This window comes from Rhizobium sp. C1 (assembly GCF_021026335.1).
Classification (GTDB): domain Bacteria; phylum Pseudomonadota; class Alphaproteobacteria; order Rhizobiales; family Rhizobiaceae; genus Ensifer_A.
The window spans coordinates 124,990-137,934 of the sequence record NZ_JAJNCY010000006.1; the positions used below are offsets into that span (position 1 = coordinate 124,990).

A 12,945-nucleotide genomic window follows, 5' to 3' on the forward strand; every position below is an offset into this window, starting at 1 on the left:
TGTCCCCATCCCCGCCAAGTGCTGCAGTGCAGCAAGAGCTCAGTATTTGGCCGGCGAGGGGTCGCGTTTGGCGATCTCGTAGTCTTCGTTATGCACCTGCAGTCCGTGTTCCGTCGTCACGACGATGCCATAGGCGCCCGGTTCATCGACCGAAAGCGAGGCGTCGGGCATGTCGAAAGGCATCGGCTGCTGATGCACCGGGCTCTTGAAGATGGAGTAGGGAATGCCGCGATGCGATCCATTGATCGTACGGTGGACATGGCCGGCGAAGATGTGGCGCACATTGCCGTGAGCCTCCACCAGATCGTAGAAATCGCCCTCGTTGATCAGCTTGATCAGGTCCATGCCGGTAAAGCCGGTCTTGTGCGGCGGATGGTGCAGGAAGATCAGCACGGGCTTGTTCGCCGCCTTGGCCGATTTCAGCTCGGTTTCCAGCCAGCGCATCCGCTTGTTGCAGAGGAAGCCGGCATGTGTGATCGGGTATTCGTAGGGCGGCGCGAAGAGCGAATCGAGGATCAGCGCGCGGCAGTCGGCAAAGTCGAGGGCACGCTGCACGAAGCCGTTTTCGTCGACAGCGGTGTCGGTGAAGACGGAAAGAAAGTTGTCCCGCTGGTCGTGGTTGCCGACCGCGAGATAAAGCGGCGGCTTGAGCTGGTCGAGCAGCGTCTTCAGCCGCGCATAGGATACGACATCGCCATGATGGGTCAGATCGCCGGTCACGATCACGCCATCGGCGTCGGGGTGATAGGCATTCACATGCGCGATGCCGGTTTCCAGCCGCTTGAAGGGGTCGAGGCCGATAATGGTCTCGCCTTCCGGCACCATGTGGAGGTCGGTGAAAACAATCAGTTTGGTCATGAAATCAACTCGTTCGGGATGTTCTGGCCTGAGACATTCGGCCAGCGAGAATCTGGCGGGACTGTCGCTTCCGGCGCGCCCTTCGTCAAGCGCCGAACCGCAGTTTTGCGGCACGTTCATTGATTGGCGTGGGGCTGGGCGCTCCGCCGACCCGTGCGGAAAAATGCCATTTCGAGGCTTTAACCCGGGTGCGGAGATCCTCCCGCCAAAGCGTTGTCGGTGGAGACGGGCGAGTGCCATCCGGGCCTAAGCGCCGCCGCCGCGACAGCTTTTTCGCGTGTCGTCCTGCGTTAACCTCCGTTAATTTGCGTCTACTAGTTCTAGCGAGAGCAGACATCTTCCGAGTTCTATTTCTCGCTTGCCGCAGCCAAATTAACCTTCAGGCAAGGAATTAACCATAAAGATTAAGACGGGCCGGAGTGGGACAACTATTTGTGTCGATCAAGGTGCAAAACCTTGAAGACGGAACGCCTCAAAATTCGACAAACGCGGCAAGCGCTTTCGTCGAATGACAAGGCAGATGGAAGTTCCAGGCATGATGCCTTTCCGCTGCGCCGGGATTGGACCGGCATGTGATTGGGGTTGATTGGCAGTTTGCTCTGCCGCCGGCCGGCCGTGGAAATTTGATCCCCGCGCCTCAGCTGCAAGAGCAGGTCTCCTCAGGGGAGGCGCCGCCGTCGATTGCCTCGCCTGGTGTTCAGTGGGATTTGATTTGGAAAACGGGGCTCAAAACGATCGGTCGCAGCGGCAGCAGGCAGGCAGCCTGTTCGAACGGCTGCGCTTTGCCGGTCTCGAGGCCGAGCAGACCGAATTCCTTCGCAAGCACCGCGACAGCCTTCTTCCCGAGATCGAAAAGGGTCTCAAGGCGCTGTTCGAGCGCTTCCAATCCTCGCCCGAGGCCTCCGCACAATTCGAAAGCGACCGCCATCTCGACAGGCTGCATAGCCTCATGTCGTCGCATTGGGCCGTGCTTTCCGACGCCCGTTTTGACAGTCTCTATGCCGAGCGTGTCAAGGTTCTCTCCGATGCCGAAGGCCGCATGGGTCTCGATCCGCGCTGGCACATCGCCGGCCATTCGGTCGTTCTGGAACATCTGATTGCCGGCGCGCTGGCCACCCGCTGGCCCAAGACATGGTTCGGTCGCAAACATGCGAGCGCCGAAGAGGCGCAGGCGCTGGTCAAATCCATCGTCCGTCTGGTGATGGTCGATCTGGAAATTGCCGTGTCTCTGCGGTTCAACGAATTGCGGCTCGGCCACAAGCAGTCGCTCAAGGAACAGCGCGAGGAAATCGAGACCTCCACGGTCGCCTTCTTCGCCGACACGGTCGAGGCGCTGGCAAACAAGGACCTGACCGTTCGTCTGCGCGACGATGGCCCCGAAAGCTATGCTGACCTGACGCAGCGCTTCAATGAGGCGCTCGATCGTCTGCGCCAGGAAATCGACTCCGCCAACGCCCGCAACCGGCAAGGTCATGAACTGGCCGAAAATGTCACCACGCTCTCCCGGCAGGCGGCCGAAGTCGCGGCAGATTGCGCTCGACGCATCGATCTGGGCGTGACCGGGCTCAAGGACCTGACCCAAGGTGTCAGCCGCAATGCCGAACGGTCCATCGAGGCCGAACGCCATGTCGGCGAGACGCGCGTCGCCGTCGAACGCAGCGGCGAGATCGTCGGCGAAGCCATTGCCGCCATGGCCGATATTGAAGCCTCGGCGGAAAAGATCGGCGAGATCATCGGCGTCATCGACGACATTGCCTTCCAGACCAATCTTCTGGCGCTGAATGCCGGCATCGAAGCTGCCCGCGCCGGCGATTCCGGCCGCGGCTTTGCCGTTGTCGCCCAGGAAGTCCGCGCATTGGCGCAACGGTCTGCCGATGCCGCACGTCAGATCAAGACGTTGGTCAGCGAAACGAAATCGCAGGTCGACTCGGGCGTCCAGATGGTCGGCCGCACCCAGACCGCGATCGGTGACATCGTCCGTCAGGTCCAGGAGATCAGCGCGGCCGTCACCGGCATCGCCCGGGATTCCGGCGACCATGCCCGCGGCCTCGATCATTCGATGGCCGCCTTCACGGATATCCGTCGCGAAGCCTCGCGCGGTGCGGAAATCGCGCTCAGCTCGCGGGCCACGTCCGGCGACCTTCATACCGTCATCCTCGAACTCGGCGATACCATCCGTTCGTTCCGCGTGGCAGCGCGTGAACCGGAGCGCCGGCAGACGCCGCAGCCGAAGCGCGCGCCCGCCTTCGAGCTCGGCAATCGCGATGACGATCAGTTTCTGCCGCAGCCGTCCTACCTCGCAGGTCTTGGAGGTGGACGATGAACGGCATGACAGGAAAGCCCGCATGTCGGGCTGAAGCAGAAAACACTTTGTTGCGCAATGAAGGACAACCGAATGGCTAGCAAGAAACCGGCCGCCGCGAAAAGTCTGAGCCTGGCCCCGGTCCTCGATCTGAACGAGGCCACGGCGCTGCATGGCAAGCTGATGGCGCTGCGCGGCAGCGACCTGATGATTGATGCGTCCGGCGTGGAACGCGTGGGCGCACAATGCGTCCAGGTTCTCTGGGCAGCAAAGAAGAACTGGGAGGAGGACAAGCTGACTTTCAAGTTTTCGAAAGTCTCCGACTCTTTCACAAAGACGATGCAACTGATCGGCATCAATATCGAGCCCCTGCTGGCATAGGAGAGTACCTGAAATGAAAAAGAAAGTTCTGACAGTTGATGATTCCAGAACGATCCGGAACATGCTTCTGGTGACGCTGAACAACGCCGGATTTGAAACGATCCAGGCCGAGGACGGCATTGAAGGCCTCGAAGTTCTCGAGGATGCAAATCCTGACGTGATCGTCACGGACATCAACATGCCGCGTCTCGATGGCTTCGGCTTCATCGAAGGCGTGCGCAAGAACGACAAGTTCCGGGCCATCCCGATCCTCGTTCTGACCACCGAAAGCGACGCGGAAAAGAAGAACCGCGCCCGCCAGGCTGGTGCGACCGGCTGGATCGTAAAACCGTTCGACCCGACCAAGCTGATTGATGCAATTGAGCGCGTAACGGCCTGACCGCCTACCCGGGATATTCCAAATGGATATGAACGAAATCAAAGACATCTTCTTCCAGGAATGCGAGGAACAGCTCGCAGAACTGGAATCGGGTCTTCTGAAGCTGAATGACGGCGATCGCGATCCGGAAACAGTCAACGCTGTCTTCCGCGCCGTTCACTCGATCAAGGGCGGCGCCGGCGCATTCGGTCTCGATGACCTCGTGGCCTTCGCGCATGTCTTCGAGACCACGCTCGATTGCGTTCGATCCAACAAGCTCGATCCCGGGCCGGAAGTTCTCAAGACGATGCTGAAGTCGGCCGACGTGCTTGCCGACCTCACCGCAGCGTCTCGCGACGGCGGAACGGTGGACCCCTCCCGGACCAGTGTTCTGGTCAAGGAACTGGAAGCGTTGGCCAGCGGTCAGGTGCCAGCCCCGACCGCTGAAGTTGCCGCGCCCGTCGCTCCGCCTGCGCCCAAGCCCGCACCCGCTCCGGCAAAGCCTGTTGCCGCAGCCCCCACGGACGAAAGCGGCTTCCAGCCGATCCCGTTCAGCTTCGATGAGTTCGGCGGCGATGAGCCGGAACCGCTCGCCATGGAAATCCCGCTCTGCGACGTCGTGTTCAAGCCGCGTCCGGAACTCTATTCCAAGGGCAATGAAGCGGCTCTCCTGCTGCGCGACCTCTCGCGCCTCGGCGAGATGAGCATCTATTGCGACATGGATGCCCTGCCGCCGCTCGACCAGATGGACCCGGAAGGCGCCTATTTCTTCTGGAAGATCGCCATCCGCACCGAAAAGGGCGAAGAGGGTGTCCGCTCCGTCTTCGAATTCGCCGAGTGGGATTGCGACCTCGAAGTCAAGGTTCACGAAGTGGTTTCCGAGGAAGAAGAGGGTGAAGAGCTGCCGATGCAGCCCGTTCCCTTCGATCTGTCCGCGCTCGATGATGCAGACGAAGAACACGATCACCACGACGATCATCATCACGAAGATGTGGCCGCTGCCATCGAAGCGGCCAAGGTTGCCAGCGCCGTTGTGAGTGCCGCCGCCAATGCACCGGCAGCGCCGGCCGCACAAGCCGCCGCCAAGCCTGCCGCAGCCGCTGCTGCAAATGCGGACTCCTCCGGCTCGGGCGGTGCCAATCCGACCATCCGCGTCGACCTCGATCGCGTCGACCGCCTGATCAACCTTGTCGGCGAGCTCGTGATCAACCAGGCCATGCTCTCGCAGAGCGTGATTGCCAACGAGACATCCGGCGCCACCACGATCAATACGGGTCTCGAAGAGCTGCAGCAGCTGACCCGCGAGATCCAGGACAGCGTGATGGCCATCCGCGCGCAGCCTGTGAAGCCGGTCTTCCAGCGCATGTCGCGTATCGTTCGCGAAGTCGCCGACATGGTCGGCAAGTCGGTCCGCCTCGTCACTGAAGGTGAAAATACCGAAGTCGACAAGACCGTCATCGACAAGCTCGCCGAGCCGCTGACGCACATGATCCGCAACGCCGTCGACCACGGTCTGGAAATGCCGGAAAAGCGCGCAGCGCTCGGCAAGAACCCGGAAGGCACGGTCAAGCTTTCGGCCAAGCACCGCTCGGGCCGCATCGTCATCGAACTCTCCGACGACGGCGCCGGTATCAACCGTGAAAAGGTCCGACAGAAGGCGATCGACAACGACCTCATCACGTCCGAAACCAACCTGACGGACGAAGAGATCGACAACCTGATCTTCCATCCGGGCTTCTCGACTGCGGACAAGATCACCGACGTGTCGGGTCGCGGCGTGGGCATGGACGTGGTCAAGCGTTCGATCCAGGCGCTCGGCGGTCGCATCAACATCTCCTCGCGCCCCGGTCAGGGCTCGACGTTCACGATGAGCCTGCCGCTGACGCTCGCCGTTCTCGACGGGATGGTGGTCACGGTCGCCGGCCAGACGCTGGTCGTTCCGCTCACCGCCATCGTCGAAACGCTGCAGCCGGAAGCCTCGGCCATCCATTCCTTCGGCGCAAGCCAGCGCCTCATTTCGATCCGCGACAGCTTCTGCCCGCTGGTCGATGTCGGCCGCATCCTGAACTTCCGTTCGGTTCAGGCCAACCCCACCGATGGCGTGGCGCTTCTGGTGGAATCCGAAAGCGGCGGTCAGCGCGCGCTGATGGTCGACGCGATCCAGGGCCAGCGTCAGGTGGTCATCAAGAGCCTCGAAGCCAACTACACCCATGTTCCCGGCATCGCCGCGGCAACCATCCTTGGCGATGGCCGCGTGGCGCTCATTCTGGACGTGGATGCGGTGGTCGCAGCCTCGCGCGGGCAGACGCTCGGCGGTGACGGTGCGCTGGCTGCGGCGAGCTGACTGTGAGTGTGTGAGGAACGAGTTCTGACATGACGATTGCTGCAAAAAATCTGACCAAGGGTGTCCGAGAGCTGATCGCTTTCCGCATTGGCGATCAGGAATTTTGCGTGAACATCATGGTCGTGCGCGAAATACGCGGCTGGACGAAAGCCACGCCCATGCCGCATTCGCCGCACTACATGATGGGCGTGATCAACCTTCGCGGCGCTGTGCTGCCGATCGTTGATCTCTCGCTACGCCTTGGCATGAAGCCTTCGGAGCCGAACCCACGGCATGTGATCATCGTTGTGCAGATCGGCGAGAAGATCGTTGGCCTGCTCGTCGATGCGGTCTCGGACATTCTGGGCATCACTGACGACAGTATACAGCCGATACCCGAGGTCTCCGCGGAATTCGTGCGTGCCTTTGCACGCGGGATCATTGCCGTGGAAGGCCGCATGATTTGCCTGCTCGAGCTCGATGCGCTTGTTCAGGGTAACGAAAGCGAAGCAGCATGATGAGCCCACTTGCGATAGACCAGAAGCTGCCGGGCGAAGAGTTCCTCGCAAACGGTGAATTTCCGCTGACACGGCGGGATCTCTCCGAAATTGCGGCGATGATCTACGCCGATGCCGGCATCTTCCTCAACGAGACCAAGGCCTCGTTGGTCTACTCGCGCCTGTCGAAACATATCCGCAAGCTGGGCCTGAAAAGCTTCCGCGAGTACTGCAATCTTGTCGCCTCGCCGGAAGGCGCTGCAGAGCGTCGTGAAATGCTCTCCTATCTCACGACAAATTTCACGCGCTTCTTCCGCGAGAACCATCATTTCGAGCATCTGCGCGACGAGGTTCTGCCCGAGCTTTTCGCCCGTGCCAAGGCAGGCGGCCGCGTCCGCATCTGGTCTGCGGCCTGCTCGGACGGACAGGAGCCCTATTCGATCGCGCTGACGATCCTGTCGATGATGCCGAATGCGGCGGATTACGATATCAAGATCCTGGCGACCGATATCGATCCCAAGATCCTCGCGATCGCCCGCGAAGGTGCTTACGACCAGAACGCGCTGGAAACGGTCAGTGCCGACATGCGTCGTCAGTGGTTCAAGCAGGTCGATGCGGCCGGCCGCCAGAAGTGGAAGATCGATGATCGCGTCAAGCGCCTGATCACCTTCAACGAGCTGAATCTGATGACCGACTGGCCGTTCAAGGGCAAGTTCGACGTCATCTTCTGCCGCAACGTCGTTATCTATTTCGATGAGCCGACGCAGACGCGCATCTGGTCGCGTTTCGCCGAACAGCTGCCGCCAGGCGGCCATCTCTATATCGGCCATTCCGAGCGCGTGACCGGCGAGGCGAAGAACCGTTTCGACAATATCGGCATCACCACGTATCGCCTGCATGGCACATCCGCGAGGAGGCCGGCATGAGCGCACCTGCACGCGTCCTCGTCGTCGATGATTCGCCCACCATGCGCGGGCTGATCTCGGCGATCCTGAGTTCGGATCCCGATGTCGACGTCGTCGGGCAGGCCGGTGATGCCATGGAAGCGCGCGAGGCGATCAAGCGGCTGAACCCCGACGTCGTCACGCTCGACATCGAAATGCCCAACATGAACGGGCTGGATTTCCTCGAGAAGATCATGACGCTCCGGCCCATGCCGGTAATCATGGTGTCGTCGCTGACGCATCGCGGTGCGGATGCCACCCTGGCCGCGCTGGAAATCGGCGCGTTCGACTGCATCGGCAAGCCGGCCCCCGGCGAGCCGCGCCCGTTCCATGACCTGGCGGAAAAGGTCAAGGCTGCGGCCCGTTCGAAATACCGCCATGGCGGACCGGTTTCGGCGTCCACGCGCCAGCCGCCGGCCAATATCAACAGTGAAAACGCCTATCGCGTTGGTCGCAAGATCGTGGCGATCGGATCGTCCACCGGCGGCGTCGAGGCGCTGATCACCGTGCTGCAGGGATTCCCCGTGAATTGCCCGCCGACGGTCATCACGCAGCACATGCCGCCGACCTTTACCAAGAGTTTTGCCGATCGGCTGAACCGTCTCTGCGCCCCCGTTGTCGAGGAGGCCCGAGATGGGGCCCGTCTCGAGATCGGCAAGATCTATCTTGCTCCGGGCGGAGAACGTCATCTGCAGGTCGTCAATGCCAGCGCGCCGGCTTGCCGGCTGCTGGAATCCGCGCCCGTCAATGGTCATCGACCCTCGGTCGATGTCCTGTTCGACTCCGTGGCCGAGCTGGCCGGGCGCAATGCCGTCGGCGTGATTTTGACAGGCATGGGCCGTGACGGCGCAGCAGGCCTGCTCAAGATGCGCTATGCTGGAGCCAGAACGATCGGACAGGACGAAAAATCCTGCGTCGTTTACGGAATGCCAAGAGTTGCCCACGAATTAGGGGCGGTCGAACGTCAACTGCCGCTCGGGCACATCGGCGAGGAAGTTTTGAAAATGACAGCAGCCCGGAAAGAAGGAAGCGAATAATGTCCATAGCAGAGAAGATCAAGGTTCTGATCGTAGACGATCAGGTGACAAGCCGTTTGTTGTTGAGCGATGCGCTCACCCAGCTCGGCTTCAAGCAGATCACGGTCGCCGGTGACGGCGAGCAGGGCTACAAGATCATGTCGACGGCACCGCATCATCTGGTGATCTCCGACTTCAACATGCCGAAAATGGACGGCCTCGGGTTCCTTCAGGCCGTGCGCACCAACCCGGCCACGAAAAAGGCAGCATTCATCATGCTGACCGCGCAGGGCGACCGCGCGCTCGTCCAGAAAGCGGCCCAGCTCGGTGCGAACAACGTTCTGGCAAAGCCCTTCACCATTGAGAAAATGAAAGCCGCCATCGAGGCCGTATTTGGATCGCTGAAATGAGTCTTGACCTCCCGCCGCGCCGGATCAACATCATCCAGGGGGAATACAAGGTGTCAAACGACCCGAACGTCGTCATCACGACGATCCTCGGTTCGTGCGTGGCGGCCTGTATCCGTGATCCTGCGGCAGGCGTTGGAGGCATGAACCACTTTCTCCTGCCGGGCAGCACGGAAGCGCTGGCCGCAGGCGGCGACGCGACGCGCTATGGCGTTCACCTGATGGAGCTTCTCATCAACGGGCTGTTGAAGCAGGGTGCGCGTAAGGATCGCATGGAGGCCAAGATTTTTGGAGGCGCGAAGACGATCGCAAGCTTCTCCAACGTGGGAGCGCAGAACGCGGAATTCGCGGCGCGCTTCCTGCGCGATGAAGGCATCAGGGTCGTCGGTTCGTCCACAGGCGGCGAACATGGCCGCAAGCTCGAATTCTGGCCGGTCTCCGGCCGCGCGCGCCAGCATGCACTGACGGGGGTCGAAACGCAGCGCACGGTCGCAGCCGAAATCAGACCGATCGCACCGGCGCCGAAGCCGGCGGTCGATACGTCGGTCGAATTCTTTTAATCGTAAAGTGGGGGGGCGGATGCGTCTCGATAAGGAAATGTCACAGATGCAGATAGACGAAGCCCTTCCGGAAGTTCTCATGCGTATCGTGTCGGAACTGCACGACGTCGCCTATCTCATCGAGCGCATCGAGCCAACGATTTCCAATACCGATCATCCCGGCGTCCTGAATGAGGCCGATCGAATCAAGGTTCTGCAGGGCATCGATCTGGCCGTGCAGAAGACGCGCGGTCTTGCCGAATTCATCGACACGATTACCTCTGGAATTCCAGAGGACTGGCTCGTGGATACGACCGTTGCGCTCAGCCTCGTCAAGCTCGCTGACATGCAGAAGGCGCTGAGCAAGGCAGCAGCGCGACACGGCCATTCGCAGCCCATCAACAAGGCGTCCGGCGACTTCGAGTTCTTCTGAGGTCGTCGCGGCGGCGCACCTTAGCCCCCGACAAGTTCGCGCAAGCTTCGATTCCTAATCTTCCGCCACGGCGTAAAGCTGCGGCGCGATTCCCAATTCGCACCGTTGCCCGGGAGTTTCTGAAGGACATTGTCCGAAAAGCAGCCTCCGCCGGAAGTCAATGATGACGGTGCGGGACAGAATGAATCTGTTGAATCAGCTTTTGGCGATCGGCAAGAACCTCGCGGGCCTCGGTCCCGGTCGACTGGCAGCACTCGCCGGCGTCGGCGCTCTGACAATCGCACTCATCCTGGGCGCCACCTACTACCTGAACAAGCCGTCCATGGAGACGCTCTACGTTGGCCTCGACGCCAGCGACGTGAGCCGGATCAGCCTGGCGCTTGCCGGCGCCGGTATTCCCTTCGAGCAGGGCACTGACGGAACCAGCATCAAGGTCAAGGTGGGCCAGACCGCGCAGGCACGCCTGTTGCTCGCCGAGCAGGGGCTGCCCAACAGCGCCAATTCCGGCTACGAACTGTTCGACAAGGTCGGCTCGCTCGGTCTCACATCCTTCATGCAGCAGATCACTAAGGTCCGCGCGCTGGAAGGCGAGATCGCCCGCACCATTCAGCAGATTCAGGGCATTTCCGCCGCCCGCGTCCACATTGTCCTGGCTGACCAGGGCTCGTTCCGCGAAGGTACACAGAAGCCGACCGCTTCGGTCATGATCCGCGCCGGTGCGCAGGCAGGCCGCAAGGCGGCTCAGTCAATCCGACATCTCGTCGCCTCTTCAGTCCCCGGCCTCAGCCCGGATGACGTCACGATCCTCGATTCCACTGGACAGTTGCTCGCTTCGGGCGATGACTATTCGAACACGGCGGCCAATCGCTCGCTCAATACTGAGCTGCAGGTCCAGTCGCAGATCGAAGCCAATATCGACAAGGCGCTGTCGCCGTTCCTCGGCATCGACAATTTCCGCGCCAGCGTCGTCGCCAAGCTCAACACGGACGCCCAGCAGACCCAGGAAACCACCTTCGATCCCGACTCCAAGGTCGAGCGTTCCGTACGCACGACCAAGGAGAGCCAGAAGTCGCAGCAGACCGACAGCAACAGCGCGACGACGGTTCAGCAGAACATTCCGCAGGGCACGGCCGCAGGCTCCGCCAAGGGTGGCCCCTCGCAGAATGACGAGCAGGACAAGAAGGAAGAGACGACCAATTACGAGATCAACAGCAAGACGGTTTCGACGGTTCGCAACAGCTATGCCATCGACAAGCTTTCGATTGCTGTGGTCGTCAACAAGGCCCGCGTGGCCAAGCTGGTCGGAGAGCCCGTTGATCAGGCCAAGATTGATGCCTATGTTGCCGAGATGCAGAAGGTCGTCACCGCGGCCGCCGGCATTGATCCCAAGCGTGGCGACGAAATCAACGTCACGGTCATGGACTTCCTCGAAAGCCAGCTGATCGCCGACGCGGCATCCTCCGGCCCGGGCATCATGGAACTGCTGTCGCGCAACCTCGCCGGCATCATCAACTCGCTTGCCTTCATCGTGGTCGCCTTCCTGATCGTCTGGCTCGGCTTCCGTCCGCTGGCCAAGTCCATGGGCACCGGTCTGGTCGTGGCCGGCGCTGCCGGGGCTCCCGGCGGCGCGATCGAAGGCCAGGCCGACTCGCTGGGCCTGGAACTCCCCGACTTCGCTCCGTCTGCGGTCGGCGGCCCTGGCGCAACGCTGATGGAAGGCTTCGGTTCCGACTTCGGCTTCGACAGCACCGAAGACCTGCTGACCGCTGGCGACGAGGACGAGGGCGGCTTCAACCGTCGCGTCAAGGAAGGGCCGGAACGGCGCCTTGCCCGTATGGTCGAGATCAGCGAAGAGCGCGCAGCGAAGATCCTTCGCAAGTGGGCAGTGGACAGGGCGGCATAAGGCGCCCTGTTTCCTTTTTGCGACACGTCCCACCTTTCGTCAAACCCAGCGGCAACAGGCTGGTGATAGATCAACATCCGTCGATTTTGCATGTGTCGCTGCTACGGCGCTGGCGATACACTTGGTTGATTCGAATTAACCGGGTCGCGCCGTGCGAGCCGGGATGTCGGGCAGGATGCCTTTGGGCACTGGGGATGTAATGAGTCAGAAGGAGATCACTCCTACCGGCCAGCCGATGGAGAGGCCAGAACCAGAAGTGGGCCGGCGCATGATGAGCCGGGAATTCCTGCTGACGCGCCTTTCCCGGATGACAGACGCATGCAGTCTGTCCATGCCCTTTGATCTCGTGACGGAATATTGCGGCGCTTCGGCCTATCTGGTTGCCCGCTATGACATGGTCAGCGATCAGCGTCTCGACAACGTGCTCAGTTCCAACTGGCCTTTCGATCTGGTGCGGCAGATCGATGAAGAATTGCATGCGAGCTATCACCGCTCGAACGAACTCGAAAAATGCATGTCCGCTCTCCAGCCGGCATTTGCCTTTTTCTCCGACGAAATCCTTCTTCCCGAAGGTGTGAGCCGGCAATATTGTTCCCTGATCTTCAATGCCGGGCGCTCGCGCTACATTCTGCTGCTGCTGATGCCGGATCAGACGGCACATTCGAGCCAGCGCGTCATGGAGGCCGGCCTTCTCTCCGGCTACATTCTGAGCATGAGAACGGCGCGCAAGGTCCAGATGGACCGCGAGATGGACCTGACCGAGCGCGAACTGGAATGCATCTACTGGATCGCCGAAGGCAAGACGAGCGATGAAATCGCCATGATCCTCGGCATCTCGAAAAACACGATCAACAACTACATCACCAGCGTGATGCGAAAGACCGCCACCAAGAACCGTTCGGAAGCCATTGCCTATGCCGTCCGCAACAATCTCGTCTGAGGTCATCGTCATCGATGTGCTTCGCCGCGCTGAACCGTCCGAGG

General features: G+C 61.0%; 13 protein-coding genes. 12 read left to right on the top strand and 1 reads right to left on the bottom strand.

Annotated elements, in window-relative coordinates:
* Positions 1–39: 39 nt before the first annotated feature.
* A complete protein-coding gene (gene spdA, locus LQK83_RS14205) occupies positions 40–858 on the bottom strand; it encodes a 2', 3'cyclic nucleotide phosphodiesterase SpdA (protein WP_230838051.1) in 819 nt (272 codons plus the stop codon).
* Between the two features lie 712 nt (positions 859–1,570).
* On the opposite strand from spdA, the gene LQK83_RS14210 reads away from it, so the two are divergent.
* The 12 genes from LQK83_RS14210 to visN all read left to right on the top strand — a co-directional run bounded on the left by LQK83_RS14210 (position 1,571) and on the right by visN (position 12,901).
* A complete protein-coding gene (locus tag LQK83_RS14210) occupies positions 1,571–3,181 on the top strand; it encodes a methyl-accepting chemotaxis protein (protein WP_230838052.1) in 1,611 nt (536 codons plus the stop codon).
* Between the two features lie 72 nt (positions 3,182–3,253).
* On the top strand, positions 3,254–3,541 hold the full coding sequence (locus LQK83_RS14215; protein WP_230838053.1) for an STAS domain-containing protein: 288 nt from the start codon (positions 3,254–3,256) through the stop codon (positions 3,539–3,541).
* Positions 3,542–3,554: 13 nt separating this feature from the next.
* Positions 3,555–3,920: a chemotaxis response regulator CheY1 gene (cheY1, locus tag LQK83_RS14220; RefSeq protein ID WP_109855772.1), complete on the top strand. Its 366-nt coding sequence runs from the start codon at positions 3,555–3,557 to the stop codon at positions 3,918–3,920.
* 22 nt (positions 3,921–3,942) lie between these two features.
* The gene (locus LQK83_RS14225; protein ID WP_230838054.1) at positions 3,943–6,243 is read left to right on the top strand and encodes a chemotaxis protein CheA; all 2,301 of its coding nucleotides are present in this window, start codon (positions 3,943–3,945) and stop codon (positions 6,241–6,243) included.
* A gap of 29 nt (positions 6,244–6,272) precedes the next feature.
* On the top strand, positions 6,273–6,740 hold the full coding sequence (locus LQK83_RS14230) for a chemotaxis protein CheW (RefSeq protein WP_230838055.1): 468 nt from the start codon (positions 6,273–6,275) through the stop codon (positions 6,738–6,740).
* Positions 6,740–7,645, top strand: a complete 906-nt coding sequence (gene cheR / locus LQK83_RS14235) for a protein-glutamate O-methyltransferase (protein WP_230838244.1) — start codon at positions 6,740–6,742, stop codon at positions 7,643–7,645. Before LQK83_RS14230 ends, cheR begins: the two co-directional genes overlap by 1 nt.
* Positions 7,642–8,700, top strand: coding sequence for a protein-glutamate O-methylesterase CheB (cheB, locus tag LQK83_RS14240; RefSeq protein ID WP_230838056.1), 1,059 nt, complete (start codon positions 7,642–7,644; stop codon positions 8,698–8,700). The genes cheR and cheB overlap by 4 nt, the downstream gene beginning before the upstream one ends.
* Positions 8,700–9,089, top strand: a complete 390-nt coding sequence (locus LQK83_RS14245; protein WP_109855767.1) for a response regulator — start codon at positions 8,700–8,702, stop codon at positions 9,087–9,089. Before cheB ends, LQK83_RS14245 begins: the two co-directional genes overlap by 1 nt.
* Entirely contained in the window at positions 9,086–9,646 is a 561-nt protein-coding gene (cheD, locus tag LQK83_RS14250; RefSeq protein WP_230838057.1) for a chemoreceptor glutamine deamidase CheD, read from the top strand. The genes LQK83_RS14245 and cheD overlap by 4 nt, the downstream gene beginning before the upstream one ends.
* 19 nt (positions 9,647–9,665) lie before the next feature.
* A complete protein-coding gene (gene cheT, locus LQK83_RS14255; RefSeq protein ID WP_230838058.1) occupies positions 9,666–10,058 on the top strand; it encodes a chemotaxis protein CheT in 393 nt (130 codons plus the stop codon).
* Positions 10,059–10,239: 181 nt separating this feature from the next.
* Positions 10,240–11,961 carry a flagellar basal-body MS-ring/collar protein FliF gene (gene fliF, locus LQK83_RS14260; RefSeq protein WP_230838059.1) on the top strand — a complete coding sequence of 574 codons (1,722 nt, stop codon included), beginning with the start codon at positions 10,240–10,242 and terminating at the stop codon, positions 11,959–11,961.
* 271 nt (positions 11,962–12,232) lie between these two features.
* Positions 12,233–12,901: a transcriptional regulator VisN gene (visN, locus tag LQK83_RS14265; RefSeq protein WP_442966769.1), complete on the top strand. Its 669-nt coding sequence runs from the start codon at positions 12,233–12,235 to the stop codon at positions 12,899–12,901.
* Positions 12,902–12,945 lie beyond the last annotated feature (44 nt).